25 protein-coding genes are annotated in these 26,176 nt (G+C 37.5%); 16 read left to right on the top strand and 9 right to left on the bottom strand.

Going from position 1 to position 26,176, the window contains the following annotated elements; genetic code table 11:
* The first annotated feature begins 33 nt into the window (after positions 1-33).
* Both QOL44_RS06275 and QOL44_RS06270 read left to right on the top strand, forming a co-directional pair.
* Entirely contained in the window at positions 34-1,011 is a 978-nt protein-coding gene (locus QOL44_RS06275; RefSeq protein ID WP_009061431.1) for a sigma-70 family RNA polymerase sigma factor, read from the top strand.
* The gene (locus QOL44_RS06270) at positions 1,011-2,606 is read left to right on the top strand and encodes a ParB/RepB/Spo0J family partition protein (protein ID WP_009061433.1); all 1,596 of its coding nucleotides are present in this window, start codon (positions 1,011-1,013) and stop codon (positions 2,604-2,606) included. Before QOL44_RS06275 ends, QOL44_RS06270 begins: the two co-directional genes overlap by 1 nt.
* On the opposite strand, the gene QOL44_RS06265 is transcribed toward QOL44_RS06270, so the two are convergent.
* From QOL44_RS06265 to QOL44_RS06250, 4 genes are read right to left on the bottom strand one after another with little or no spacing between them, the layout of a single operon-like run.
* Positions 2,573-3,475 carry a hypothetical protein gene (locus tag QOL44_RS06265; protein ID WP_009061435.1) on the bottom strand — a complete coding sequence of 301 codons (903 nt, stop codon included), beginning with the start codon at positions 3,473-3,475 and terminating at the stop codon, positions 2,573-2,575. The two genes, QOL44_RS06270 and QOL44_RS06265, sit on opposite strands and share 34 nt — an antisense overlap.
* Positions 3,465-4,667, bottom strand: coding sequence for a TrbI/VirB10 family protein (locus QOL44_RS06260; protein WP_009061437.1), 1,203 nt, complete (start codon positions 4,665-4,667; stop codon positions 3,465-3,467). Before QOL44_RS06260 ends, QOL44_RS06265 begins: the two co-directional genes overlap by 11 nt.
* On the bottom strand, positions 4,664-5,635 hold the full coding sequence (locus QOL44_RS06255) for a hypothetical protein (RefSeq protein ID WP_009061439.1): 972 nt from the start codon (positions 5,633-5,635) through the stop codon (positions 4,664-4,666). Before QOL44_RS06255 ends, QOL44_RS06260 begins: the two co-directional genes overlap by 4 nt.
* On the bottom strand, positions 5,632-6,420 hold the full coding sequence (locus QOL44_RS06250) for a hypothetical protein (RefSeq protein WP_009061441.1): 789 nt from the start codon (positions 6,418-6,420) through the stop codon (positions 5,632-5,634). The genes QOL44_RS06255 and QOL44_RS06250 overlap by 4 nt, the downstream gene beginning before the upstream one ends.
* A 66-nt stretch (positions 6,421-6,486) precedes the next feature.
* Here QOL44_RS06250 and QOL44_RS06245 point away from each other — a divergent pair, with 66 nt between their 5' ends.
* Genes QOL44_RS06245 through QOL44_RS06235 form a run of 3 tightly spaced genes read left to right on the top strand, consistent with a single transcriptional unit; the run spans position 6,487 to position 10,201 of the window.
* Positions 6,487-8,538 (top strand): GspE/PulE family protein, encoded by a 2,052-nt coding sequence (locus QOL44_RS06245; protein WP_228343283.1) that lies wholly within the window; start codon positions 6,487-6,489, stop codon positions 8,536-8,538.
* 45 nt (positions 8,539-8,583) lie between these two features.
* Positions 8,584-9,510, top strand: coding sequence for a hypothetical protein (locus QOL44_RS06240; protein ID WP_009061444.1), 927 nt, complete (start codon positions 8,584-8,586; stop codon positions 9,508-9,510).
* A gap of 22 nt (positions 9,511-9,532) precedes the next feature.
* Positions 9,533-10,201 (top strand): hypothetical protein, encoded by a 669-nt coding sequence (locus QOL44_RS06235; RefSeq protein ID WP_009061445.1) that lies wholly within the window; start codon positions 9,533-9,535, stop codon positions 10,199-10,201.
* A 24-nt stretch (positions 10,202-10,225) separates the two neighbouring features.
* Here the strand turns inward: QOL44_RS06235 and QOL44_RS06230 are convergent, their stop codons facing one another.
* Positions 10,226-10,822: a hypothetical protein gene (locus QOL44_RS06230; protein WP_009061446.1), complete on the bottom strand. Its 597-nt coding sequence runs from the start codon at positions 10,820-10,822 to the stop codon at positions 10,226-10,228.
* 42 nt (positions 10,823-10,864) lie between these two features.
* On the opposite strand from QOL44_RS06230, the gene QOL44_RS06225 reads away from it, so the two are divergent.
* Positions 10,865-11,578 (top strand): hypothetical protein, encoded by a 714-nt coding sequence (locus QOL44_RS06225; RefSeq protein WP_009061447.1) that lies wholly within the window; start codon positions 10,865-10,867, stop codon positions 11,576-11,578.
* A gap of 418 nt (positions 11,579-11,996) precedes the next feature.
* Here the strand turns inward: QOL44_RS06225 and QOL44_RS06220 are convergent, their stop codons facing one another.
* Complete coding sequence (locus QOL44_RS06220) at positions 11,997-12,656, bottom strand: hypothetical protein (RefSeq protein ID WP_009061448.1); 660 nt, start codon at positions 12,654-12,656, stop codon at positions 11,997-11,999.
* Between the two features lie 51 nt (positions 12,657-12,707).
* On the opposite strand from QOL44_RS06220, the gene QOL44_RS06215 reads away from it, so the two are divergent.
* The 5 genes from QOL44_RS06215 to QOL44_RS06195 are packed head-to-tail and all read left to right on the top strand — an operon-like array spanning position 12,708 to position 18,021.
* Entirely contained in the window at positions 12,708-14,837 is a 2,130-nt protein-coding gene (locus QOL44_RS06215) for a type IV secretory system conjugative DNA transfer family protein (RefSeq protein ID WP_009061449.1), read from the top strand.
* 11 nt (positions 14,838-14,848) lie between these two features.
* Positions 14,849-15,241: a hypothetical protein gene (locus QOL44_RS06210; protein WP_009061451.1), complete on the top strand. Its 393-nt coding sequence runs from the start codon at positions 14,849-14,851 to the stop codon at positions 15,239-15,241.
* Positions 15,242-15,284: 43 nt separating this feature from the next.
* Positions 15,285-15,527 carry a hypothetical protein gene (locus QOL44_RS06205; protein WP_134372885.1) on the top strand — a complete coding sequence of 81 codons (243 nt, stop codon included), beginning with the start codon at positions 15,285-15,287 and terminating at the stop codon, positions 15,525-15,527.
* Complete coding sequence (locus QOL44_RS06200; RefSeq protein ID WP_009061455.1) at positions 15,524-16,156, top strand: hypothetical protein; 633 nt, start codon at positions 15,524-15,526, stop codon at positions 16,154-16,156. The genes QOL44_RS06205 and QOL44_RS06200 overlap by 4 nt, the downstream gene beginning before the upstream one ends.
* On the top strand, positions 16,153-18,021 hold the full coding sequence (locus tag QOL44_RS06195) for a hypothetical protein (protein ID WP_009061457.1): 1,869 nt from the start codon (positions 16,153-16,155) through the stop codon (positions 18,019-18,021). Before QOL44_RS06200 ends, QOL44_RS06195 begins: the two co-directional genes overlap by 4 nt.
* 20 nt (positions 18,022-18,041) lie before the next feature.
* Here the strand turns inward: QOL44_RS06195 and QOL44_RS06190 are convergent, their stop codons facing one another.
* Positions 18,042-18,200 (bottom strand): hypothetical protein, encoded by a 159-nt coding sequence (locus QOL44_RS06190; protein ID WP_166791429.1) that lies wholly within the window; start codon positions 18,198-18,200, stop codon positions 18,042-18,044.
* Between the two features lie 358 nt (positions 18,201-18,558).
* On the opposite strand from QOL44_RS06190, the gene QOL44_RS06185 reads away from it, so the two are divergent.
* The 3 genes from QOL44_RS06185 to QOL44_RS06175 all read left to right on the top strand — a co-directional run bounded on the left by QOL44_RS06185 (position 18,559) and on the right by QOL44_RS06175 (position 22,589).
* Positions 18,559-18,981: a hypothetical protein gene (locus QOL44_RS06185; RefSeq protein ID WP_009061458.1), complete on the top strand. Its 423-nt coding sequence runs from the start codon at positions 18,559-18,561 to the stop codon at positions 18,979-18,981.
* A 1,158-nt stretch (positions 18,982-20,139) separates the two neighbouring features.
* Positions 20,140-21,183, top strand: a complete 1,044-nt coding sequence (locus QOL44_RS06180; protein ID WP_283401163.1) for an SMI1/KNR4 family protein — start codon at positions 20,140-20,142, stop codon at positions 21,181-21,183.
* A 251-nt stretch (positions 21,184-21,434) separates the two neighbouring features.
* Complete coding sequence (locus QOL44_RS06175; RefSeq protein WP_134391431.1) at positions 21,435-22,589, top strand: hypothetical protein; 1,155 nt, start codon at positions 21,435-21,437, stop codon at positions 22,587-22,589.
* Between the two features lie 62 nt (positions 22,590-22,651).
* Here the strand turns inward: QOL44_RS06175 and QOL44_RS06170 are convergent, their stop codons facing one another.
* A complete protein-coding gene (locus QOL44_RS06170) occupies positions 22,652-23,569 on the bottom strand; it encodes an AAA family ATPase (protein WP_009057991.1) in 918 nt (305 codons plus the stop codon).
* A 626-nt stretch (positions 23,570-24,195) separates the two neighbouring features.
* Here QOL44_RS06170 and QOL44_RS06165 point away from each other — a divergent pair.
* Both QOL44_RS06165 and QOL44_RS06160 read left to right on the top strand, forming a co-directional pair.
* Positions 24,196-24,993 carry a hypothetical protein gene (locus tag QOL44_RS06165; RefSeq protein ID WP_219804506.1) on the top strand — a complete coding sequence of 266 codons (798 nt, stop codon included), beginning with the start codon at positions 24,196-24,198 and terminating at the stop codon, positions 24,991-24,993.
* The gene (locus tag QOL44_RS06160; RefSeq protein ID WP_009057996.1) at positions 24,983-25,966 is read left to right on the top strand and encodes a sigma factor; all 984 of its coding nucleotides are present in this window, start codon (positions 24,983-24,985) and stop codon (positions 25,964-25,966) included. The genes QOL44_RS06165 and QOL44_RS06160 overlap by 11 nt, the downstream gene beginning before the upstream one ends.
* Here QOL44_RS06160 and QOL44_RS06155 read toward each other — a convergent pair.
* Complete coding sequence (locus tag QOL44_RS06155; protein WP_009057997.1) at positions 25,960-26,133, bottom strand: hypothetical protein; 174 nt, start codon at positions 26,131-26,133, stop codon at positions 25,960-25,962. The two genes, QOL44_RS06160 and QOL44_RS06155, sit on opposite strands and share 7 nt — an antisense overlap.
* Between the last annotated feature and the right edge of the window lie 43 nt (positions 26,134-26,176).

Below are 26,176 nucleotides of genomic sequence, written 5' to 3'. Positions count from 1 at the left end.
AAATAAGATGAAAAATAACCAAATGTTACAGAAATGTTACAATATTGTTACAATTATATTTTATTCTTGCCGAGAATCTATGCTAATTTACAATGGTTATACCCAACTACTATCATGAGAGCCAAACTAACTAAAACTTTGGATCCTGTTAGTAATCAACAACATAATTCTACTCACTATGAAGAGAAATTCAAGGAAGAACTCCCACTTATTCTTAAAGCAAAAGCTGCAGATGCGGAAGCCTTGGATTGGCTTGCTAAAATTTCTTTACCTATAAGACAGCAAGTAGCTCGTTTTTATTTACCAAATTTAGCTGATCAATGGCCTGATGCTGAAAACGTTGGATGGATTGGAATACTTGATGCCCTTGAAAAATGGAATGAGAATTTTAACATCCGATTTTTAGATTATGCCATTCATCATGTGAGAAATAGAGTTAGAAATTATGCCAATGCTTGTAGAGCTACTGTTCGAAGACCAGCATCGATGTACAGATCTTATAGAAAAATAGAGAGATTTTTAGAACAAGGACTGACCGTTGAAGAGATCACTGAATTGTATGGATGTTCTCTCCATGACATGGAAAAAATACTCCATGTATATTCTGGAGATTTAAGCCTTCATTTTTCTGCTTTAGATGACTCTGAAACATCTCTCATGGACCTTTTGGTTTATCCTGACAATACAGCAGAAGAGGAAGAAAAAGAAGAAAAGCTGCAGAAGCTTTATATTGCGTTATCTCATCTTGATGATATTTCTAGAAAAATAGTATTATACTTTTTTGGCATTGAAGGAGAAGGGGCTAAAAAAAGACCTACCACCTGGATTGCTCAAAAACTAAGACTTTCTAGAAAGAAGGTTCTACAACTTTTAGAGAAATCTCTAAATCAACTTAAAAGAGATTTTTTCCTTTTTGAGACTTTAAACATCCGACATCCCCTGCCTACTGGGATACCCTCTACAATGATAAACGTCAATTTCTATAACGATTCTTCATTAGATTACGAATAATGAAAACGAAAACACAAAAGTCTCCTTCTATCTCATTAATTCCAATTGAAAAAATTAAGTTATCTAAACAGAATCCAAGAAAACAATTTCAAGAAGATAAAATTGAAGAGCTTGCAGTAAGTATAGAAAAAATCGGACTCATTCATCCTATTCTAGTCAGACCCATAGAAGATGGCTATTATGAAATAGTTTCAGGAGAAAGAAGATGGAGGGCCTGTAAAAAACTGAACAAAGAGTTTATTGAGTGTTTTATTCATCCGATGGATGAAAAAATGGCTCTTCAAATACGGATAATTGAGAACATTCAAAGACAAAATCTTAATCCTATAGAAGAGGCTGAAGGGTACAAAAATCTTTTGCAAGGAGGGATGACTATTGTAGAATTGGCCTCAGTCATAGGTAAGGGTAGAGATTATATCAGTCGAATGGTTACCCTATTGTCTCTACCTGAAGCGGCAAAAGAGGCGATAATATCTGGTAAATTGGCCAAACGCGCAGGATGGTATATAGCTAGAATACCAGTGCCTCAACTACGGGCTGTCGTTGCTTCTGAAGCGATCGCAAAATCTTTAACCGTTGCTCAGGTAGCCAAGATGGTGTTAGAAAATTTTCTTCTTGATTTAAGAAAAGCAAACTTCTCCATTACAAAACCCGATTTAATCCCTGGTGTTCCAAGCTGTCTTGATTGCTCTAAGCGAACAGGCAATTCAAAAGATCTATTCGAGGATGTAACAGATGAAATGATTTGTACAGATCCTGAATGTTTTGCAAAAAAGAGAGAAGCTGATTGGCATTTTCAATGCTATAAAGCTCAAAGTGAAAACAGAGAAATACTTTTTGATGAAGAATCGACAAAACATTTTGTTCCAGGAACATCTAGACTTAAAACTGATTCTCCTTTTATAGATGTTGATTCTACATGTGATTGGGATAAAAAAGAAAGAAAATGGGCATCTTTATTAGCTGAAGAATTAACTATAAAGGATAGTAAGCCACATTTGCATCAGTACTTGGCACGGAGCCCCATTGGAACCATCCATAAGCTTGTTAAGAAGGAAGATGCGCTTTTTATTTTACAAAGAAAAGGGATTACCTTTGCAGCTAAAGCAATCAAAGAATTGAAAGAAAAGGAAGAGGCCAAAAGAGAGAGAAAAAAGAAAGAAGAATTTTTAAATTTGAGCTGTTCTTCTCTTATATCAAAAGTGTGTGATAAGATAAAAACAGAGAAGATTGATCGATCCTACAATATCTTTTTATCTCTGGCTCTACGTGTTCTACCAAGAGAGGTTTCTACTTTTGTATTCCAAAGACACAATTATAAGCTTGGCACAATGGAAGAATCTTTAAAATTGCTAGAGGATATCGATGAATTGGAGTCAAAGGCAATTCTATTAGATTTATTCCTTTCCACGGATCTTTTTTTAAATAGTTATAACGATCTTCCTCCTCATCTTACCAGCATTTGTAATATTTTATCCATCGATGTTTCTAAGGTTGTTGAGGAAATACAATCTGTCAATCAGTCAAATTCATTTCTAATCAAGAAAAAAAAGCTTTTAAGTTATTGTGGCACAGAAATCACTACAACATCTTGATCTGGCGGAGCAATCTTTTCTACTGTATGACCATTGTATAAGACTTTAACTTTTCGATTAGGTAAAAATTCGATCACCACAAATCCACCATTTGGAGTTTTAACGACAAAGTTCTGTCCTGGTTTTCCAAGAGGAACTTCTATCGTAGTTAATGGGGAATTATGTTTTTTTAAATCTTGATTTTTCATATTTTTATTAATGGCGGGTTCTTCTTCCCCAACAGTAATAAAGGATGATGTCTTAGTTACGTTAAAGGTTGAAGGTTGAGCGATGGTTTCCATATCTGGATCTCCTACTACAATGGAAGGAAAATTGGTTGGACTGTATTTTTTGCTTTGTGATTTTTTTTCTAACGCATTCATTAATGCGGCCTCTTTATACTCAGAGGGAGGAATGGATTCTGCCAAGGTAGATTCCATTTTTTCTAACCTATTTTTCATACTAACAAGATCTATTTCTACTCCTTTATCTTTGCTTGGAGGATTGTCTTCGTTGGGATTAGGAACAATCATTTGTCCATTATCCGCTCTGATGTAAGGTTTTCCAGAGAGCTCAGCCTCTTCAAGAGTAGCCCAGTGCCCAGGATCAATAACGGTGCCTACATAATGTCCACCAATCCATTGTCCTGTTTTAGGATCTACTTTCGCTTTTGCCCATCCAGTATTTATAACCGGAAGAACATATGCAGGTTTGCTTCTGTCATAAACATCATATGGTTTAGTATAGTCGTAACTGTTTTGTATTAACGCTGGATCAATTGGCATCGCTGTTTTTTTCTGTGAAACACAACCTAAAACAAAACAAACAGCAAGAGCACAAAGTGTATGTAATTTTATATTCATACTGTTTTGAATAGATTCATCTTCCATAATCAGCTTTTGAAATATCCATGTAACTCTTCAAAAAAACCCTAAATCTAGTTCCTGCTGGCACAAAAACATAAGGCTTATATTGCTCAATATCTTGAGCAAGAATGTTCATAATCTGTTGCATCGCGTTAGTTCCTGCATACATTCCACCCAACATCATTGCCTGTTTTGCCCCATTGTAAGCTGGCTGCCCATAAAGACCCCAAGGAGTGAGTCCATATGGAGACATATAATAGTTAAAGGATTGATATTCCATGGCGTAGAGAAAAGCTTGTCCCATGGCTGCTAAAATTGGTCCTAAAAGTTGTTTGCCATATTCACTAACTCTGTATCCTTTGATTCCTTCTGTTCCATCAGTATGGAGAGCGACTCCTTGAATTGGTAATGATCTACCGTCTTTAAAGATAATTTTGTCAATATGGACCATCATTCTATCTCTTAACGCTGTACCTCCGGCTGAAGTGCCGATCAATCGATCACCAGGCTCAAGAAGAAGATTCCCTTGAAAGTAAAAGGGAAGCCAAACTGCCCCAACAACATCGACATCTGTGTTAGAACTAAATGCAGAATTTACCAAGGCTGCTTCTATCATCTCGCCTTGTGGTGAGAACGAATTAATATCAATATTTGCAAATGGTCCTTCGGAGCCTCCTTTATCCTCAGTTCCATTAGTTTCAAGGGCTGAAAGAGAAAGATTTCGGAAAAGATATCTTTTTCTAGCCCATTTTATGATCACTGGTTGATCTGAAGCTTGAGAATCCCTAGCTAAGGCTTTCTGATCGACTATACCGCGAGGAACAGGAGCAAGTCTGTTAGGAGGTTGTTGTTCTAAAACTCCAAGGGAACTTTTGTCTTTAGAAGTTGGAGGGGCTTTAACTTGGGTAGGAGGAAGGGTTGGTTCTGGAATATTTTCTTTAGCCTGTACAATTTCTTCGGGAATAACCGCCTTTAGCTTGGATTTCTCCCCTTTTTGAACAATGATGTTCTTCCTTTGTTCTTGAGCCTCACTCTTTATCTTTTTTTCTGAACCTAAAGGTAGAGCTTGTCCTCTAAAATAGGTATACCTAGCAGACTCAATAATCCCATACATCAACTCTGAGGCAAGATGAATGGGGTTGATATAATAGAAAGTGGCCACAGATAAAATGCCTATAATGGTTAGAAAAAATTTATTTTTAAGAAACTTTTTCATTTTTTACTTTCTTTCCAGATTAAAGAAAAAGGTTGATCTGGAGAATACGGAGGATTAGAGATAATCAAAAAGCCGCTGGTCATGCCTCCAGGAGGTACTATTAACTTATTTAACGATACGTAATCGGGTATAAAGCGACTTTGCCCAATTGCGACCCTTAAAGTCGACTCATCTAGCCTTACACGATATGGATAAAGATTTTTCCATGCGAACGAAATCGCTAATAGACCAGAAGAAAATCTGTAAAGATAATAATAATCAAAACCAGTAAGTTTTGAGCGTTTAAATATTGCTATTCTGCTCACATCCATCGGCTTTAAAGAACCTTCTCTAACCAAAAGATCATAGTTAGCGATAATTTGAGCCACACTTTTGACTGAAGAGATATCTTCATCTGTTCCTATGGAATAAGCAACAAGCTGTGTGGGCATTAAAGAACTGTTTTTACTAAAGGGGCTAACTCGAATAAGGCTCAATGCCTTTTGAAAATCTGATTCTACAAAAATATGATAAATTCTCGTTCTGTTTCCTTGGAAAAAAACTAAAAGAGATGTATCACCCGTAGTATCGAGAGATCTTAGTATTAGTTTTGCACCCTGTTTGCTTATATGAATCAATTTACCATCTCCAATCTCCCATCCAACTATTGGCTCTGAAAATTCTATGGCTAGTGGATATCCTGGAGAAATTCGAAGAATTTCTACCTGACCGTCTTCCTGATGAATCATTCTAACTTTTTGTTGAAGAAACTGAAGCAGTTCATCTTCTGATAATTCTTCTGCCTTTTTACCATTGATAATAACAGGTGGGGCATCTTCTTCTGCAATTTGAGGTGAAGAATTTGAATTTATGTTTCCGTTCTGAAACGATGTATTGAGAGCATTCCTAGAGTCAAGCGGATCGATTTGTTGCCCTCTAGCAATGGAGACAAACAGTAGCATCAAAAAGACAAACAGTTTTCTTTTCATTTTTTAGGACCTCTTGTCTTTGAAGGTAAAATAGGTTCTTTTTTCAATATTTCAGGCGAACTCACTATTGGTACTGTATAAGACCAGATTTTTTCTGCTTCTGCTCCCTGAAACTCTTCTACTCCTTCGAGTCTTAATCCTAAAGGATTCATCGGTGTGTTGGGGCCTTCACTGATATAAAAGAGAATAACAACTGATTCACTGGTGACATCTGGCATACCATTTTGAATTTTGTAACGAGCTCGATCACATTTTCCGGCAACTATTAAATAGCTGGGCAACTTTGGAGAGTTGTATTTACGCACTTCTCTCAAATTCCATACAATTCTTTCTCCATTTCCGCCGTTCATCGCCAGTGGAACATAGACTTCTTTAAATGCGGCAGCGACTTTGGGAGAAACACGATCGGCAACGGTTGAAAGGGAATAAGATCCAGGGCTTACTTCATAAAGAGCTTTTCCCACTTCATGAATGAAAGAAAAAATCATGTTCTCATTTAATTTAAATATTTCAGTTTTTGGCCAAATAACATATCCTGGCAGATCGACAATCATTCGAGTTGGCTCATGAATCTTCAGATAAAGTGCAATGCCAAGAAATATGATTGCTATAGCTTGTAATAAGCAGAAAAGCAGAAGCCAACTATTTACAACAGCTAGATCTTCCCTCCATTCCCATATGGTTCTTAAAAAAGCGGGCAGCCTTATTCTTTGAACACCGTATAATCCATCCCTTTCTCTTTCAGGAGGATTGACCTCATGAGGGTTTCGAAAAACAAAACTCATAATAATCAAAGTATAAATAGGCAGTTGTAGAAAAATTTTGCGCCAACAAACGCACAAATTATGCAAATGAAACATTGTCTTCCTATTCAAAACGATTTTGAAAACTTTCTTCTCAAGGAACGGCTGATAGTTGCAGAAAATCTTAAAGAATGGAGAAAATCCGACCCATTCTTTGATCTAGAAAAAGCGATCTTACGATTTTCTACCCTTTTTTCATGGGAAAGGTGGTCAGAATCATTCACCAATCGTAATGGATGGCCACCCCTATATCCTGCTGATAGAGATCATCCCTTGCCCCCTTCGGCTTTCTATTCTGCAGGCAAAAAGTTAGAAAAAGATTTTAATGCGATAATTTTATGGGACAGTCCTTTTTATGTCATCGGTATTCTCAATCCTTTTCGCTTACATGAGGTTGAAATTTTTGCCGCAATTAATTTCCAAGATAAAGCAAGAATTTTTTATCTCTTACATCCTAGCGATTTGGCCAATCTTTTTCTAAAAAGAGAAAGAGGGGTAGAAGGGTTTCCTGATTGGGAGCAAGAAGATAAGGAAAGTTGGTTAAAACTATTAAGGTTAGAATCCTCATTGTATCCAAGAGTAGCTGATATTCTTGAACAAATTCTTTTTGGTTCCGACCCAAAAATTGTTATTCCAGAAGGAGCTGTGCAAGCTTGTGCAGCAATAAAAGGATTTGATAACGCTCTTTTATGGAGGAAGTCACCTACCTGCTCTTGGGTTATTACACCAGAAGCCTTTAATTCTAAACTAGAAGATCAATTGATCGAAGCTCTAAAAACAAAAATCCAGCTTGTGATTTGTTCTCCTGGTTATTTCCAAAAACTATTTCTTCGGGTTGAAAAAGAAAACAAAATTAAAGGAATTTTACCAGGAGATCCTCTTCATGTAAGGGAATGGCCCCAAGTAGATTTAGGTCATTTTAACGAAACAGGAATCACTCTTTATCATGCTATCATGAGCAGTGCCATTGATATGGGAGCCAGCGATATTTCCCTAGAACCTAAAGAACACAATGTACGAGTGCGTTTCCGAATAGACGGGGATTATTATGAACAAGCTCCCTTAAGCAGACTTCAATATCAGATTCTATTGGACCGAATTAAGCTTTTTGGAAATATGGCTGCTGATCAAAAAGGGATATTTCAAGATGGAAGTAGCAGTTATCAATACAAAGGGATTCGTTATGACCAAAGGTATAGTATTGTAATTGGCCAAGGGATGGAAGAGCATACCGCCATTCGTATTTTTTCTTCTAGAATTCCAACCCTTGATGATTTGAATTTGCCGCCAATGGAGCATTCTTTTCTTTTGTGGTTTTTAGCGAATGGACAGGGGATGTTTGTCTCCACAGGACCAACAGGAAGTGGAAAAACAACTACTCTTTATGCTATGCTACAGCATATTAGTTCCCCTAGAAAAAAAATAATTACCGTTGAGAATCCTGTTGAAAAACATTTTCCTGATGCCATGCAAATCGAAGTTAGAGAAAAAGCAGGAATTACATTTGCCACTGCTCTGAGAGGAATAGTTCGACAAGATCCAGATATTATTATGATTGGGGAAATACGTGATATGGAAAGTGCTCGGATTGCTATTGATTCAGCATTAACTGGCCATCTTGTATTTTCCTCTATTCATGCAACTGATCCAGTGGGAGTAATAGAAAGAATGGTTCAGAGCTTTGGTATTGATAGGCTTGCTGTATCTTATGCTATGAAATTGGTTATTTCCCAAAGGCTCGTTTCAAAATTATGCCCTTATTGCAAAAAAATAAGAAAAGCCACGAAAGATGATTTAAAATATTTTCCCAATTGTCAGGTTGCAGAGCCTGTGGTTGCAGAAGCCAGTGGTTGTCAAGCATGTAGAGGAACAGGGACGGCTGGAAGGATGCCGATTCTTGAACTTCTTCCATTCGATAGTGAAATTATTTCTTTAATTGAAAATGGTGCGAGCCCTAACCGAATACGAGCTCATAATGAAAGTAGAGGATTTAAGCCATTAGCTATTCAAGCTACAGAGCTCTTTTTTACAGGAGTGATATCCAAAGAGGAAGCTTTGCTCCTACTTTCTTCTCGCTCATATTCTAGCGTATTCAGTTGATCTTTTATCTAAATTTTTTCCGGGTTATCGCCTAACAATATAAGTATGAATAATCCTCAAATTCATCTTTCTGCGACTAAAGGCATGCCATTGTCTTCTCTTCTCTATGGTCGCTTTCTTAGTCCAAGTTTTCGTGAAATAAGTATCCTTGATCAGTCCTCTCCCAATGTTGATGAAAACACTTTCAAAGAGATGCCTGCTGTTTTACCTAATGTATTAGGACTAGGGGCTGGATATGGAGCCTATGCCCAGTTTTCAAAGAATCAAACAAATTATCCTGATAAAATTGTAGAAGAGATCAAAAAAGAACCATTTTCTTTTGTCCCTCTTGAAAAAGAAAATGTTAAAAATTCAGGATCCATTATAGCTACCGGAAATGAAGGAAAAACACAGCAATTAAAAGCAATGGAGCAGCTGCAAAATAAAGAAAGAATGAATAAGCCGGATTCTTTTTTCTTAAGAGTTGTAAAAACGATTACTCGATTAGGAGGTCCAAAGTATGCAGCACTTTTAGGGGCCGAAATTGCAGGTCCGGGAGTCTACAGATCCATGCAATCGTTGGCGCATGGGAAAATTGATGAGGCTATGTTTAATATGAGTGAGGCAGCTATAAAAGGAGCGTCAGCTGTGGGAATTGGGAAAATAGGCGAAAAGTTGGGAGAAAATGTCCTTGGTGGAATTCCTTTGATTGGAAAACCCATGGGTGGATGGCTCGGATGGGTTGTTGGCTCTTCAATGGGCGAAAGAATTGGGGAAAAGGTTGAAAAAATAGTAGAAAATTTAAAAGCACCTACTGAGAAAATAGAAAATATAAGCAATTCTGAAAGGTTTTATACGAAGCTTCAAAATTATCAACATCCAATCAATAGGGATTTTTATTTACCTGAATACTTTTCCTCAGTTCCTAATTCGAATTTTCAAACACGATCCCTGCTTTCCTATGTAAATAAAAAAGAAGAAATTGCGCGATAAAGATTTAGAAGGAGGATATACCATGAACGAACAAAACAAACGAGTAGAATTAACCGCACATCAGGGGGGAGAAGAAAAGCCTTCGGCGCATGTTCAATCATTTGATCATATTCCAATGAACCTATCTCCTACGGATAGTATGGATGGTAGAACAAACAAAACAACAAACAGAAACCAAGAAAGCGATCATAGATCACATCCTGTCCAGCAACACTCTACCTCAAAGAATTCTATTGGAACCTTATCCAATACTCAGACACTCAATATGATAGGTCTGACTAGAGCTTCTGCTAAAGAACAGCTAAACCAAGGAATAGATTCAGCTTCAAACCCTCAAAAATGGGATGGAATGTGTACCTGTAGGTGTCTAGAAAGAAATGACCAAAGGTTAAGCACTTTGGATTGGAAAAGAATTGGTGAAAAAGCTAATAATACGGTTTATCAAAAAACAACGGAAACCCATTCCGTACCTTCCTATTGGAATATTCCTGGAATAGGAAAAGGGCCTTTTCTACAACAAGAATTCTGGCAGAAGGCATTTGATGGGAAACAAACTCAGAAGTCTCTAGAAAAAGAAAAGGAAGAGGCACCAATTTTTAATCCTGAAGGCTTAAATCCTTCGCCAATCCAAGGAATTTACCACTCAGATCCTCAACTGGAACAAAAGAAAATACAGGAAAAGATTCGATAAACAAAAATTGTAATTTAATTTATTTCAACTATTGGAAAGATTGGAAAGCAGTTCACAAAATGCTTTCTTTTGTTTGAGAGCGTTTTTTAGATATTCTGTTGCAATTTTTAATTTGGACTGAACCTGTTGCTTGGTAAGTCCTAAGTAGTAGCCTATGGAATTATGGTTTAGTGATTCTACTGAAAGAGATTGATTTTGGAATGTTCCAATAGCACAAATTCCCATGCTATTAAATGGACAATTTTTGTTTTCAAGAACCATTTTCTTTTTTTTACAAGTTTGTACATACTGACAGAGAGCGATAGGTTGTAAATTGTTTTGCTGAACTTCTTTTGACTTTACACAAGAAAATAAAATAACTAAATCCTCATAGTACACTTGCAAAAGATCTTTTGGCCATTGAGTGGGATGAACCAACAAGCTTAACCAACCTCCTTCTACGGGAATTGATTCAATGGCTTTGTTGTTTGGGAATTGGTCAAAAGTTAAAAGATTAGCAGGGATAGGAGGCAGTAATCGTGGCAATGTGTCGATGGTGTTTTCCCAGAGTATTTCTTGAATGACTTTTTCGCTGTTGTAAAAAAAACGATTTGAGGATGAAAATGAAGCAAAAACATTCATGAGTCTTTATCAAAATTCTTTTGATTTTCTATATATAATAGCATGGAACCTCAACCAATTAACCCAACTGACTATTTGGATAATTTTAGATTTAAAACAATATTCCCTGCGTATTTTGATCCAGGAAAATTTCTCCATTTTTTTTCTGGTCATCCACGCCTAGCTAAAGCAGACCTTCTTATCATTTCAGAGGATATGATTCAGCCATTTTGTCAGTTTACCTCTATCTACCCTTCTTTACCCTGCTTTTTTGGCGTTCATCCAACAGTCGATCGACTTAGTGAGAAAAATCTCTCTTTTTTTGAAAATCTTAGTTCATCTTGGCATTATTCCTTTATTGCTTGTACTATAATCAACTTGGCAGTTATCGAATCATGCTCACACTTTTTACAAAATTATTTTTATTTTAAAAATAACCAGTCAAATGAATCATCAATGGTTCATCCATTTTCTCCCCTTTTGGGTTGGTGTTATTATGAATCCACTCAATTTTGGTTTGAAGATTATGCTCCAATAGTCGGGAAAAGAAATGCCTTTGTTGATGATCCAGCAGCTTTCAATCAGCATGTAAAAAAAATTCAGGAGTTTTTTTTGCCTTACAACGCCTTATTTTCGGAAGAAGAAAATCCCTATTATTTTATAACTGATAATGTTACTACTTTAAATTTTATTGAATCTCTATATAAGAATAAGGAAAAAAGCAATGCTTTAATCCCTTTAGACTTGAGAAACAAGAGCGTTTCTGCTGATCAATAACATCTAAAAAGTGACACTCTCAACCCGCTAAAGCTGGGGAGCTTCTAGCTAGTACGCACGGCTTGTGGGCAGTTTCCGTGCGGAACCCGCCGGCGAACTGGCGGCGCTTGAGGCCGTGCTTCAGCTAGACAACGTTAGCCCGTGTCCAGGCTACTACTACTTCCCTACCACCAGCTATTCATTCCGGTGGTCTGTCTCTTTTCAAAGACTGGGTTGTAGATACGTTTAATATTTAAAACCCCATATTTCAGGGCATTACTAATTAGTGATGGCTGCATCAGGACATCAGATCTTATGATGAAGCACACGATGCGGACTTAATATTAGATTAACTTTTTGTTGTATTCAGTCAATATCTAGTTTAGCTCTCTCATCCCAATCCCCTAAAGGAGATGGGTATTCCCGCGCCGTTTATAATTTATTCTTTTCCTATTCTCCAAAAGATCCAAAGACAAGCAATTTGGGAAAGGATGGCTAAAAAGATTCCTTTTTTCCAAAAAAAAGCTATGAGAGAAAAAATAGCGGTAAAAAACCCTAAAAAAATACCTATCCGAATAAGTTTTATCCTATTGTCTTCATTGTTCAAAAAAATACTTTTTAGCTTATCGACAAACTCTTGAAAAAAGATTTCTCTTTGAACAATACAATCTTGATCAATTTTATGCGCCAACAAACGCACATTATGAAATTCATTCTCATTAATCATGAGAAAATGCATTGCTTTTTGCCCATTAATCAGAATAGAACCACGAATTGATCCTAAATAATTTATTCTTGGCAATTTCCTGTAATTCCCTAGCATAATTATTTTAGAAGGTCTGTCAGCTTCAATTCTTTTCGACAATAAGGCTTCTACAAATTCATCGAAATTTTCAAATCCATAATCGATCCAAGCATTTTCTCTTAAGAGAAGCCATTGATTGTCATTAGTTTTTTGAGCATAAACAAGTGAACCATCTGGCCAGATTTTGGGCCAAAATTCTTCATAACTTTCTATCCAGAATCCATCAATTAGATTATCACTAATCGCATCTGCCCATTTTTTCCAGGGATCAGGCCATTCGATAATAAAGTTCATATTCTAACAATAGATCGTTATCAGCAAGGTTGACCTATTTAATGTATAAGAATGAAACTATTCCAAAAAATCAGAGAGAGTTTAGTAGGATCGATAGGCCCACAATATGTAAAACCAAGAGAATCTCTTTCTGCTAAAGTCAAAGAAAATTATTGGCCACGGCATCCAATAAGTTCTTCGGATTTTGGAAAATTGTATTTTCGAGTTGAAACAGAACCACAGGAGCTAACCGATGAATCTGGTAATCCCCTAACAATCAAAGACTTATTTTCACACATGAGCATTCTGGGTGGATCTGGTGCTGGGAAAACTCGATTTGTTCTGACTCAAGTTTTAGAAAGCCTTTTTAGAGCAACTGACCTTAGAGATTCTAAAGAAAAAGCAGAATTAAAATTTTCGGGATTTATTATGGATGGAAAATGTGAACTGACTGAAATGTTATTATGGCTTGCCAAGAAATATGATAGAGAAAAAGATGTTTTGCTTTTTGGACCTGATCATGATCTTGCTCTAGATCCATTTAATAATCCTGATTCCCTTCCATCAGAGCTTGCTGATTTAATGATTACTTTAAAACAAGCAGTTGATGATGGGAAGACAAGCCAAGATCCCTTCTGGGATGCTGCCGGAAGGAAACTGTTTAACTCCATTTTTCAACTTCATCGAGAACTTGTTATGGCTGCTCGAAACGGGATTATTGAAGAATGTCCTCCTCCAATGTCTTTTCCTCTTCTTAATCTTCTTGTCATGGACCGAGGACAGCCTGCCAACCAAAGCCAAATATCTTCAGCAGAAAGTGTTTTAAGAGAGAATAAAGAGAAAGTTTTTCAGGGATTGGAAAAAATCAACCGACTTATCAATAGGATCGAAAATCTGATCCAAGAATGGAAAAAGAAAATTAAAGACATATATGTTGCGAATAAAAATGCGCCGGAAAATGAAAATGAAGTAGAGAGGGAAAAGAGACTATTAAAAAAAATTGAAGCAGAAAAAATTTTAAAATATATAAATGGTGAGCAAGCTTCGAAAGCGCATTTTGGTTCTTCTAGCATTTTATCTTTATTCAACGGTTTGCGTTCTTTCCGTGCTGCTTTTTTTTCTTATTCTCAAAATGATGAATTTCACAACAATCTTCTTTTAGTGTGCTCGGAACTAACAGATCGACTAAAAAAACTTTTAAAATCTTTTAAATTTGGAGTTCTTCCCAACCTTGAACTTTGGGAAAGCTCCCTAAGTCTTATTGATGAGATAGATCAATTGTTGGCCTTATCTAATTTGATAAACAATATTGAAATCCCTGCTCCAGAATATGGTCCTTTGCAGAAGTGGTTAAGTTCCTACGAAAAAATCCTCCATCATTATGGAAAGGATCCCTATTCAGATGAAGTGTACCTTTATTTCAAAGGTGAATATCTAAACATTGCCAATGAAAGAACCTCAGGTTCCATTGGTATGACAGTTTCGGTTCTCACATCACTGATGACTCAGCCGCCTTTTGATCGAATGGTAAGTCCCAAAGGAACCCTCAATTTTGCAGATATCATTGATCAGGGAAAGATCCTTGTATTGGATATGAATTTTTCTAGATGGAGAAATGCAGCAAAGGTCGCAAGCATACTATTAAAACTCGATTTCTTTCGGTCAGTCCTTTCAAGAAAGCAACTAAAAATTGATGGCAGACCAATTAACCAACAAAGACCTGTAATTTATCTCTGCGATGAATTTGCTACAGTGGCAACCACGGGAGATTGGACTGGAGAAAGAGGTTTTTTTGATAAGGCAAGAGAATATAAATGTGGTTGTATTATTTCTTTTCAGTCTTTAGCTGTTTTGGAATCCCGAATGATTAAATCTGAAATTGAAGCTATTCTAACAAATACAGCAACGATCATTTTTCTAAGAAACCCTCATATGGAAACCAATGATTATGCCTCTAGGCTTTTTGGTGAAATTGAAAGAAGTGACGGTTATCTGTATAGAGGAACACAAGAAATTCTTTTTGATTTATCAAAACCCATCGCCCATCAAGATTTTCAAATCCAATTCCGCAAAGAGCCAATTTATCCTCCGTATATCTTTTCTAGACTTAAAGATGGAGAAGCGATTGTGAAACTTCATCCTCGGTTTGGGAAAAAAAGTATAAAAAGGGTTCAATTTCTGCTTCACCTTATCCCTAGATAGAAAGGAACGTTATGCTTGATCATGTGACTAATCCACAGCCTCCTGTAAACAATAATAATTTGCATATCATCGGATTACTAATGCTTTGTTTGATCTGTGGTGTTATGACCGTTACAGGGGATCATCTATTATTTTCAACCGATAAGCTTAATTTTTGGGAACTTCTTGAAGCTTTTCCAATAGCTCTTCTCTATATTCTTCTACACTCTCGACGAGAGGCCGATCTAGTTGTTTTTCTTTTCGAAGTTGCCCTTCTATCCTTTCTTTTTTTGGGATTATCTAATTTTTATTCACGTTTTATAGGCACACCGAAAAGGATATGGCAGATGGTTAAAGAAGGAGAGTTTCAGGCTGAATTAAAACAAAAATTCACAGACATAATTAGAGCAAAAAAAGGAATGTGAAGATCTATTTTTCTCTCTATCGATTTACTTTTCTACTATGAACATGAAACAATGGAAAAATGCTTCACCTTTTCTCTTTGGCTTTCTTTCTTTTCCTCTTTTTCTCTCTTTATTCTATTTTAAGAACAAGACAACATCGGATGTCCTTCATTTTTTGGTACGCGGCCTTTTTTCTCTAAGCAATAAGTCATTAAATCAGATGGGAAGCTTTTTAGATGTAGTCTTAAATGACTTCTCTACGATGATTGAAAATGGACTTAAAGAAATTGGAGGGCATAGAAAATGAACAAAAAAATTGTTGGTAATTGGAAAGAGAAAGAGAATTTATGTACAGAAGAAAAGGAAGAGAAGGAGCTTTCTAAAATTGTTTTTCCAGAGGATTTAGGAATTCATTTTAATGAAGAGTTAGAATCCTCTCCTCTGTCATTAAGAGCTATTCTTTTTGAAGCCTATTTTTATCAAAGATTAGGCAAAGAAATTCCAAGAAATTCAAATAATGAACCTTCTTTCCCTGCCATTGTCATAGATCGGAATTTTTTTCTTAGTCTTTTAGATGGAGAATATCCTTTATGGTCTCAGATGTATGACGAAGCTCCTGAAGCATGGGAAGAATGGTTTATCATCGATAACCCCAAAAAACCTGGCACTGTCATTTTATCGATGCCTATAGAAAAAAAGGAAATTGGCAACCATTCCATTGAATTTATTAAAAGTTCGTTGCATCCATTGAAAAATGAGCTGTTGGAGTGTTGTAAAAAATTGAGTACCAGTTGCCAACTTCTTTATTCTATCTGGGAAAAAAGAAATTTTCGTTTTGTCGTCTTCGACAAGTTACCAAAAGATTTTGTCAACAAGAAGTTTAGGTTAGAGCAAATTGACAAACAAAAGAAAATTTCAATTGAGATGAAAAAATGAAAAAAAAATCTCTAAAAAAAAGAATTATTATACAGTTGTTTCTCATATTATTCATGCAATTTCCGCTTTTCTCTATTGGCGACAACTCCTCCTCTATCATTCCACCCATTCAAAATTTTCCACAGGCTCCTTCAGCTCCTCCTGTAACTTCTGGAGGGGGATATCCAGTAGATGTGACAGGATTTTCTGGGAGTGCAGCCGATGCGATGAACTATATCGTAAATAGGCTTCAAGACATTCAAAACATCCTCCGAGATAATGACGAACATGTTCAACATATTGATCAAATGATCTCTGGAACAAAACAATTAAGTCAACAACTAGCTTCTCTTGCGTCAATTGAAAATTATGAGAATGCCGTCTCTCAGGTCCATGTTCCTCAAAATCCATACAATGATCCAAATTCTAGCTCAAACTTTTTAAACACATCCTTTACTCCATCTCAATCTTTGAACGGAATGCTCACTCAACTGCCTTACGGCCTCATATTTGACGGTAATAATTTTAATGGCATGGGTTTGGGATATGTAGGGAATATAATGGGATTGTCAGGTCTTCCCATTGGTTTGGATGCTTTCCCACCTTTTATGTTGACTTCTCTTTCCCCTCAACAATTTGCGGTAGGCAGTTCTCTTGCTCAGCAATTTATGGGAGGAAGTAACTTAGGACCAATGGTAGGAGGGTTAGGATATATGGCGATGAATTTCTTCCCAATGTACTTGGGTTCCAATCCTCTATTTAGCAATATTGGTGGATTGATGAGTTTATCAGGTCCACTAAGCTGGGGAATACTTGGCAATCAGATTTCATCAAGTAATGGGCTTAATGGTCAAATAAATTTGGGATCTGTTTTGCCTAGCATTTTAGGCAACGCCATGGTATTGGGATCTAACGTCTTGATTCGATCATCATCCTCAAATGATCCTATATATCAAAGTGTAATGTGGGGAGGAAATGCCTTACAACAGCTTCTTTTCTGGATGAATAGCAGTTCACTCAATGGACTTTATAGTCCTGTCAACGGAATCAATCAGTCGAATATCTACGGCCTGAGTCCAAATCTCTCGGAAATATATTCTGCAGGTGCTTTCGGAGCTGTTGAAGATTATTTAATTCGATCCAATTTAAGGAAACAGCCAAATTTTTTGTATCAATTTTCCAAAAAGTATGAAAAGCAAATAATACAATTTACTCTATCAACAACACCAGGTGAACCTGTCATATTTTTTGCATCTAATAGATTGGATAAAACCGTTTTCCCTTATGCTTCTTTACAGTCGATAAGAAGTGCACAGCGAACTGATAGCGAAGGATCAATTGAGATCTCATATAGAAAAGAGAATAATCTGGAAAATATACAAATCCTTCCAGTTCAGTTTATTAATCCCAGTTGGGGATCAGGTACTTTAGTTACAGGAATAAGTCCACAATCTTATCAGTCTTATATGATTTTAATACATGCAAATACCGCTCGCCTACAGCAAAATATTGCAATAGAAAGATTAGATGTTCAACTCTATAAAGATACAGTGAATATTATACAAAAATTAACCCAACTACAAGCTGATATTAAATCTTTGAGAGAGCAATGCCAACAAAATTATATTTTAGCCATTCCACAAATTTCTCAGCTAGAGGTTATAGTAACCAATCAAATCAATAACCAACAGCAGTTTTTGGAAAAACTGAAAAACAATATAGAAAATTATAGACAAACTCGGTATCAGTTGCTTCAAGATCGGTTGCATATCATTGACATGATGAAAGAAAAAGCCGCTCTTGAAGCTGGACAAGCCGCCTCGCATTATTTGAATGAAATTCAAGGTCAGATTCCTTCAACCGGACAAATTCAAACAAATATGTAACTAGTTTTAGACGAGCCTCTTTATCTACCCTCTCCGGCTGTCAATGTTCCAGCCAGAGCCATTGGCTTGACTAGTTGGGAAAGCCGTTCTATTCCACTGTCGCTTGCCGTTCGATATCCTGTTTGAGAACGGTTAATTAGTCTTTCCATCAGCTGATACCGCGGTAGTAACGGCTCCAAAAAACTGGCTTACAATAGGAACAAGGGACCGTTATGGCATACTATCCTGCGGAGAAGAAGGGAAAAAGTCGTCTTAAGACCCTTCACGAAGCGATTGTGTTCAAGATTTGGTGGCAAAGCAAGCAGCAAATGAAGAGGTCCGATTCTCCGCTTAATTCAAATAACTGCCTACCCCATTCCTCCTAGCGCATTTTCGCAATAGTACGTACAAGGGCAAGCATTGGGCTGGTGAGCGCCTTTCGGCGGTATTTTGTTACAAGCACTTAATGGGTGGACAGTGCGTCAACGCAGTGCGGCAGAAAGTGTCAATGCACTTGACCTGTCATTGCACTAAAAGACCACTGTCCAGCGTTGCCTCATGAGGATTCCCTCACCCGCTGGTCTTCTTGTACTTGGCCCCGTTGAGCGCAAGGATACCTATCGGCTCTATCCTTTGAAGGTCATTCGGGAGGAGCTATTCTCAGACTCGCTGGGGATTCTCACCTTGATCAATTCTGAATCTGCTCAGGTAATGCTCAAGAGGGTGGATCTTGCCTTCCAGGCGTACTTACGCCGCGTGTGGCAAGGCAAACAGCCCGGTTTTCCCCACTTCCAGCATACAGGGCAATTTAGCGGCTTTGGCTTCCAAAAACACGAAGGCGACTGGCGGCTTCTCGCTAGACACCAAAGCGCTCACCGTAAGCTTCGTCCCTCTGGTAGCGGGCAGAGCCCGATCAGGAACAAGACCCCTGCTCCCGGAGGACTCAGGAGAGATGGTATCTTTTTTTCAGGCGGCAAATAGCATGCGCCTGAAACGATGTGCTGCTAGCTAGTGCCAAAAGTATGGGGCTTGCGCCAAGGCTTTCGAGCTGGGTACGGAGTGGTTCCTTACCAGCGCCAAGTTAGAGCCGGGGAAAAAGCGAGCCGGTTGTTTCCGAGGGCGCCAATCCTCGGCATTCGCATAAGGCGTTCAAGAAGCTTAAAGAAGCTTGGGAGAACGATCTTCTGCAAGATGGAGGCGGCGATTGATCAGGAAAGAGCTAAGCGCCGAAAAGGATGACGGCTTTGGCCTGAGGCAATCTGAAAAAGCCGGAGAAACTGGTTCGGCAAAAAGCCTGGTGGAATTGGGAGAGGTTGGACGTACTCTTCGGAGCTTTTGGGGCGATAATCTCTAAATTATTCTTGTATTTGATAAATTTCGTGAATTATGCCTCTTTAGGTTTTGTGTGTATTGTTCCGATTCGGTATCCGAGTGGGAAAGTAGAGCAGTAGGTTCGACTGAAAGAGAGTCACTCCGATAGAGAGAAGATTAAGCACCGGACGATCACAAGTCTTCTAGTAAACAGGAGCTCTTAGGTCCCCACTTGGACAGGCTTATGGAGCTTTCATTGAAAGGAAGAGCCTCGGAAGATGATGAGGAACTGGAAAGAGGAATCAGCGGAGATTTGTAAGTTCTTTTTGCCCTGAGAATCAACTTCTTAGAGCCTTGGAAACCCAAAAAAATAGCCTCTAAAAACCCAACAGGGTGACACGTTGAAAAAATATCTTATGATAATCAACAAGTTACATAAATTTCATCAAACATGGGCTAGCTGGTGAAGGTAACGATATCCGCGCGTGGATCCCGGCCCTCCTTTCGTTCGATTGTTCCCCTACTTATCGTATTACTATATACTCTTCACAAGATGAACCGCAAGTACTAGCACTATGTCGTCCGCATCTGCTACTAAACTATGGGACATGTCCTATTATAAAAAGAAAGCCTAGCAAGGAATGAGAAAAAACTCAGGATAATGTGTTGATGTGTGGAGTCTCCAAAGAATGGAACTATTAAAACGTCGACAACTTACAAAGCTTAAAAAAAAAAAACACCTTTAGTTATCATTGCAGGGAAGAGTCATTAGTGATGGTAGTTTATTGTGCTGCGCATAAAAAAAACAGAAAAAAGAAAGGGAAATCTATGCCAATTACTCCAGAGTTCCAAGCTTTACTGGAAAAGCTTAAGTCCTGTCAAAAAGAGCATCCTTATATCGAATTAGGTCCTCCGGCCTCTCCTGAGGCTATTGAACAGTTAGACAAAGCCTGCCAAGAGACATTTGGGGTAGCCCTACCTCAGGACTATAAAGACTTTCTGGCTTATGCCAAGTTCATTAGTTTTGGCTATGGTTGGCTTTATAGTGCGGATATCCTTCTTGACACAAACTCAGAGCTGAAAGCTCGTTTTCCAGACTTACTTCCTCCGTATCACCTACGATTAGGCAGGAGTGAGGACCGGAAATATAACTACGATGGGGTATCCCAGCGTTATTATATATACTACTTGGGACCTAGTTATTTGGGGGTAATTTATCCCAAGGGGATAAAAAAGATCCCCCCGGAAGGGATCAAAGTGTTTTATGAGGATCTCTATTCGCTACTCAAAGAGGAAGTAGAGTATTTTTTCCGTCATCTTTATACGGCGCCAAGGCTTTTGGAGCCCAGGGAGATTGAGCTGATTCAAAAAATAAGGAGTACTTTTGAGTACACCTACGAAACCTCCTTTCTTCCGCCGGCCTCTTTCAAAGCCATTGAAAAAGCAGACCGACAGTTCCGCGAGGAATTTGGAGTGCCCATTCCAGAGTTTTATAAGAAATTTTTGGCTTTCAGCAATGGGTTCAGGAGTGATTTATACACTTTTTTTCATATCCCTGACGAAGACTCTCCTGTGGAATGGCTAAAGAGCGAAGAACATGATGAGGAGCTCTATTTTATTAATGAGGATTTTCTTATTCCTCATAATCGCTACTACAGGGTGTTAAAATGGGACGATGAGGAAGCAAAAGAAATGTTCTTTAATCCTAATTATTTCATCTTTGGACAGCATAGGAATTTTCTAGAAATTACGTGCGCCTATGATATGAGTACCCACTGCTTCTTTACCCTTCATCACTATTTTCATGATCTTAAAGAGGAATATCCTGATCTTTGTTCCTTCTTAAAAGAGATTTTTTATATGAATAAGTGATCCTTCGTGCCACCGCCCCATAGGTCATGGCCTATTGAAAAGAAAAAGGACATGACCAATGAGTGAAAAGAAACTTTCATGGGAGGAAGCGGTTTGGCTCGGCAAGGTCCAAAGAGTAAGCCCAGAAAGAACAAGAGAACTGCGGGAGGACTTTGAAAATAACCTGAAGCCCAAGCCTTCTCAGAGAGCTACATACCTATCATCAAGAAGACTTAAGGAAGTTAGGCATCCCCCAGAGGGCTATAGACAAAATGGTAGAGAAAACCCCATCTGGGAAGATAACTTATCATCCTCCCAAAGGCTGGGAATTGGATCATATCATCCCCTTGTTTCTTTCAGGATTGCTAGAAAACCTCAATGGCAGAGAAAATATTATGCTTATGCCCAAGGCAGTTCATGAAATAAAAACCAAGTATGTTGACAATAAAATTGAGGAAAAACTGAGGAAATTAGGAGAAAGGTATGAAGGCTATCCTCGCTTTGGAGTGGGGAGAACCTTTGAGTATCCTTGGCTTCAGTTTCTTCATCCCCACATAGTCATTGGGGATCCTTCACAACCAACGGCGAGGGCTACAAGAATGGTATTTAATATAAATGATGTTACAAAGGCCATGATTCGCCTTTTTCATGCTAAAGAGGATATATATGCAAAAAAGAATTATGATCCCCAAAAAATTAAGCCCCGAAGAAAAATTCCAAAGGTTTTAGGCTGGCTAGGTCCGCTTGCAACAGTTTTAGGCGTGGGTGAAGAAGCAAAAGCTGCCGTAACTGAAGGGAAGGAAACAGGCCGGTGGGGAGAGGCTATAGGCAAGGCGGTGGCAAGGATAGGGCTACCACTGATTGGAAGTAGTGTTGGAGGGGCAGCAGGGGCAACCCTAGGCTCGATGATCTTTCCTGGACCAGGGACAATAGCGGGAGGCTTGCTAGGAATGGGTATGGGTGGGTTTTTTGGAGGAATAGCTTCGGACAGGGCTCAAGAGTTGATCGATAGAGTGTCTCAACCTGCTCCTCTTTACAAGCATGAATACCTAAGAGCCGCAAAAGCAGCAGTAGAAGAGGAACAACTGCAGAAGGAAAAACAAAGGGAAAGGACCGAAGAAAAAGCAATGCCGCCAGTACAAGGAGTGGGTATCGAAAAAGTATCAGAGCAAAGAGCTGAGCCAGATAAAGAAAGAAAAGAAGAAGAACAGCAAGCTTCTCAGTCAAAAAGAGCCCTCAGCGTAGAAGAAACGGTTGCCAAAATCTATGAAGAGCTAAGAATCCGTAGGGATAATAGAAAAGTAGAGCAGAAAGACCCAGAAAAAATCATTGAAGAGATAGAAAAAACAGCCCACCCCTCCCCTTTTTACTTCTATAATCCAAACTTTATAGGAAAATCGATGGAAAAGAGAGGTAGGGAAAGATAAAGGAATCTTCAAAGATTCTTTATGCGCCATCGAACGCTTTTTACAGAAGAAAAAAAGATTTTTTATTCAGGTATTCCATTAAAGCGGATTCTGCAAAGATCATTAATTTCTGAAAGGAGATTTCTTACTTCGGAGGCTAAAGCCATGGGGTTTTGATCTAGATACTTTCTATCTTGAGGTAAAGGAAGCAGTCCGGTTAGCAAAAATTGACTCCATTCTAAAAGAGTCATCTGTTGATGGCGAATGCGCCAACAGTCGCTTATCAATCGAACAAGCTCTGGCGGGGAAGGTTTTTTCTTTACACCAGGATGCCTTCTCAGTTGATTGGCGGCATTTATAAAGATTTCACAAAATTTTTCTGTAGCCCATGGATTGTACATTTTGATGAGTTTTGTTTCCATTTCCACAGAGGGCCAGTTCATGTAGATAACCCGACATCTTCTTAACAAAGCTTCCGTAGCATCTCGTAGATCATTTTTTGTGATTACAATTAAAAGGTTAGAATTGTTAGCCTTCAATTCGCCTCCCAACTGAGGGACAAATAGTTGAGATTCGTTAATAAAATCGAGTAAAAAACTGTCAACGGAAACATCGGCTTTATCTAGTTCGTTCAGAATGAGTACCGTTTTGTTTTCTATAGAAGAAGTTATAGACAGAGGAATGATACCAGGAACCAGTGTTCCATCGATGGATTTATCTCGCAGCAGCTCTTCTTTTCCACATCCAGGAAAAAATTGAAACAACATATGTCTTGCCCCAATGGCTTTAGCAACTGCCTTACCCAAGAACGTTTTCCCAATACCAGGAGGACCATCCAACAACACCGCAGAAAGAGCACTCCCCTCCCCCATGGCATGGACTGCACATTCTACCACTCTTATAGCAGCAATATCCGTAATAATATAGTCATCTGGAAGTATCAAACTTGAAACGTGGTCTTCTTTAGAGAAGGAATAAAAAGGATCAACACTTTTGTTCATTGCAACCTATAATATAGGTATGAAGCCATTCAGCTTTGAATATGTTTCTTTTAAGAATATTCAAGAAAGCCTTCCGCTATATCAACCAAGTTTACATATTTTAGATCATCTAAAAAACCTTAAAACACTATCATTAACAAAAGATCAAAACATACCAAGGGAACAAAAAGACAGTAGTAAATCTTTTCAAAAGTCCGTTTCTCTTCCAGTAAAAAATAAAAGATCCATTGAAAGATAAAATCGATTAAACGCACGTTTCAGATTTTATGATAGAACTTAACGGATTTGCTCTTTTAGATAAAAAAGAGATTGAATTAATTACTGGCAAGGATAAAGACAGGTTTTTCTGGCTCCCGCTTCATTCTCTCAATTATGAAGAAATTTTAAAAATACAAAATTTAGTCCGGAAAAATAAATATCTTAGAAACAAGCCAGAACAGGTTTTAAGAAAACAAAAAAATGCTGCTTTTGATACCAAAGAAAAGGCTCTTCTTTGTTCGATGCTGTTTGATATTTGTACAGACGAACGATGGGAAGAAAATCTTCGTTTTATAAATGATTCAGCAAAAGAGAATATCCAGAAAAAAACGCGATCAGTTACAGCCTCTTCGGGTGAAGCACTCTATTTGGATAAAGAAATGTTAAAATGGATAAAAAACTTCTCCCAAAAAGTGCATAATTCTTTATCTAATCAAGAACGAAAAGAGCTTGGAAATCTTTTTCAAGGGCTTTCTAACATATATGCTGAAAAATATGAAAAAATATTACAGCAGCTCTCTTTCTTTTCTTCTATAAAAGAAGGCAATGATAAAGATACTTCCCCTTTTGCCTCTAAAGGCTATTATAAAGCAAAAACAGATTCAAGAGGAAGAATCATTGCCAATGGAAAAGGTGAAATTCTTCTTGAATATATTCAACCAATTGCTCCAATTCCTGTAAGCCAATACATTCTTAAATTTTTTGGCACAAAACCAGAAAAAGCTCGATCTGCTCAAAATACTGTCCGTTTTTTACATTCGTTCGATCTGTTTTGTGGAGAGGTTGTTGGAGGATTAAATAACTTTTTTGATAATTATTTAGCAGCCGTTTCAAATAAAGAAATTAAAGATCCTTACGCAAAAGCCTTTGCCATTCTTTATTGGACATTAAAAGATTTTTTAGAATCAAGAACTGGCAATTATTCTTCAATCAAAGAGAAGTTGATATTTAATTATAAAATAAAAAAAATTTTATATGAGCTATTCTTGAAAGAAAAAAATTCTTTTTTTAAGAAAGAAATAGAAGAGATCGAAAGCAAAGAAAGCAAACACTTAGAAATAATATCTCAGAACCTTAATCGATTAAAAATCATCCCTTCAAAGCTGCTTTTTGATTTAGCGAAGAATAATGAAGTTATAAAAAAAGAAAAATCTTATGAAAAATAAAGCACAATGGGTCAAAAAGGAAATAGATTGGAAGGAATCGATTAAAAAATTCCAAATGGCATTGCATGAAGAAAAACTATCTTTACTGCAGATTCCATCTATAAAGAAAATTCTTATTGATAAGATTATTCATCTTCATGAACCTTCTAGACAAAAGAGAATAAATGCCAAAGAAGTTGTTTTTTTAATTTCTTTAATTCGATCCAAAAAAAACCACATGGATGAAAAAGTAGTAGCAGTGCTTGATAAATTACGCTTGAACATCATATGGTGGAACAACCTCAGAGAAGAAGCTGAAAAAGACAATGGGAAGGAAGCTACAATATGGAAAAGAAAAAGACTAAAATTAGCTGAAGCAACAGAACCATTGATTGTAAACGGTATTGAGTTGATCCACAGGGTTGTCAAAACGAACAACCTAAATATTAAAGAGGCGGTCTTTAGTGATGGAATTATCGGCTTTTACAGAGCCTTAGAAAGATACAATCCTTCTTCACAAAATCCATTTCCAAACTATGCTTTATACTGGATCAAAAATGAAATTGCCTCTGAAGCATTAAAATCTAAAACAGTTCAGATTAGTTCTTATCAAAAAAAGAAAAATTCTTTTCAAAATAATCTCAATTTAGAAGATACAGAAAACAATATCAATAATCCGGTAATGGTTAGTTTGGATGCTCCAATCAATAACGAGGGTGATCAATTGCATACGATTATTGCTGGACCGAACTGTATCCAGCAGCCTTCAGATAATGAAGAACTAAAAAAAGAGTGGATTCAAATCATTGAAAATGCGCCCAGTGATATTAAATCTGTTTTAGTTTTAAAATATTTTTATCCAGTATGGGAAATACAAAACGATAGGTATTTTTTAGGAATAGAAGCATTTAATTGCCGTCAAAAACTTTCTCTAAAAAGATTATTAGTGGGAATAGAAAAAGGGAGGGGGAGAGAAAGTTTAAAAAATCAATGAAATAGCCTTCCAATCCAATGTACGACTTCTTCCATAGCGTTTCCTATAATCTGCCATCCGTTTCTGCACCAACCTCGCAATGGTTCTGGGCAGAATCGATCTATGGCTATAGCAATGAGAAGTGTCATCATTGCATCAAAGAGAAATTGTCCGATTTTTCCTCTCATGGTTTTTTAATTGCTGATTAGACTATTTTCCATCGTTACAGGT

Source organism: Candidatus Methylacidiphilum fumarolicum (assembly GCF_949774925.1).
Classification (GTDB): domain Bacteria; phylum Verrucomicrobiota; class Verrucomicrobiia; order Methylacidiphilales; family Methylacidiphilaceae; genus Methylacidiphilum; species Methylacidiphilum fumarolicum.
This window is presented reverse-complemented; position numbering and strand designations above follow the sequence as displayed.

Bases quoted from the DNA above. Each gene is read 5' to 3' on its own strand.
- QOL44_RS06265 (WP_009061435.1), bottom strand. From the start codon at position 3,475: ATGGAAGATGAATCTATTCAAAACAGTATGAATATAAAATTACATACA.
- QOL44_RS06270 (WP_009061433.1), top strand. From the start codon at position 1,011: ATGAAAACGAAAACACAAAAGTCTCCTTCTATCTCATTAATTCCAATT.
- QOL44_RS06235 (WP_009061445.1), top strand. From the start codon at position 9,533: ATGAACGAACAAAACAAACGAGTAGAATTAACCGCACATCAGGGGGGA.
- QOL44_RS06210 (WP_009061451.1), top strand. From the start codon at position 14,849: ATGCTTGATCATGTGACTAATCCACAGCCTCCTGTAAACAATAATAAT.
- QOL44_RS06220 (WP_009061448.1), bottom strand. From the start codon at position 12,656: ATGAACTTTATTATCGAATGGCCTGATCCCTGGAAAAAATGGGCAGAT.
- QOL44_RS06205 (WP_134372885.1), top strand. From the start codon at position 15,285: ATGAAACAATGGAAAAATGCTTCACCTTTTCTCTTTGGCTTTCTTTCT.
- QOL44_RS06275 (WP_009061431.1), top strand. From the start codon at position 34: ATGTTACAATATTGTTACAATTATATTTTATTCTTGCCGAGAATCTAT.
- QOL44_RS06185 (WP_009061458.1), top strand. From the start codon at position 18,559: ATGAGGATTCCCTCACCCGCTGGTCTTCTTGTACTTGGCCCCGTTGAG.
- QOL44_RS06155 (WP_009057997.1), bottom strand. From the start codon at position 26,133: ATGAGAGGAAAAATCGGACAATTTCTCTTTGATGCAATGATGACACTT.
- QOL44_RS06160 (WP_009057996.1), top strand. From the start codon at position 24,983: ATGAAAAATAAAGCACAATGGGTCAAAAAGGAAATAGATTGGAAGGAA.
- QOL44_RS06195 (WP_009061457.1), top strand. From the start codon at position 16,153: ATGAAAAAAAAATCTCTAAAAAAAAGAATTATTATACAGTTGTTTCTC.
- QOL44_RS06180 (WP_283401163.1), top strand. From the start codon at position 20,140: ATGCCAATTACTCCAGAGTTCCAAGCTTTACTGGAAAAGCTTAAGTCC.
- QOL44_RS06255 (WP_009061439.1), bottom strand. From the start codon at position 5,635: ATGAAAAGAAAACTGTTTGTCTTTTTGATGCTACTGTTTGTCTCCATT.
- QOL44_RS06230 (WP_009061446.1), bottom strand. From the start codon at position 10,822: ATGAATGTTTTTGCTTCATTTTCATCCTCAAATCGTTTTTTTTACAAC.
- QOL44_RS06240 (WP_009061444.1), top strand. From the start codon at position 8,584: ATGAATAATCCTCAAATTCATCTTTCTGCGACTAAAGGCATGCCATTG.
- QOL44_RS06200 (WP_009061455.1), top strand. From the start codon at position 15,524: ATGAACAAAAAAATTGTTGGTAATTGGAAAGAGAAAGAGAATTTATGT.
- QOL44_RS06215 (WP_009061449.1), top strand. From the start codon at position 12,708: ATGAAACTATTCCAAAAAATCAGAGAGAGTTTAGTAGGATCGATAGGC.
- QOL44_RS06260 (WP_009061437.1), bottom strand. From the start codon at position 4,667: ATGAAAAAGTTTCTTAAAAATAAATTTTTTCTAACCATTATAGGCATT.
- QOL44_RS06175 (WP_134391431.1), top strand. From the start codon at position 21,435: ATGGTAGAGAAAACCCCATCTGGGAAGATAACTTATCATCCTCCCAAA.
- QOL44_RS06170 (WP_009057991.1), bottom strand. From the start codon at position 23,569: ATGAACAAAAGTGTTGATCCTTTTTATTCCTTCTCTAAAGAAGACCAC.
- QOL44_RS06225 (WP_009061447.1), top strand. From the start codon at position 10,865: ATGGAACCTCAACCAATTAACCCAACTGACTATTTGGATAATTTTAGA.
- QOL44_RS06245 (WP_228343283.1), top strand. From the start codon at position 6,487: ATGAAACATTGTCTTCCTATTCAAAACGATTTTGAAAACTTTCTTCTC.
- QOL44_RS06250 (WP_009061441.1), bottom strand. From the start codon at position 6,420: ATGAGTTTTGTTTTTCGAAACCCTCATGAGGTCAATCCTCCTGAAAGA.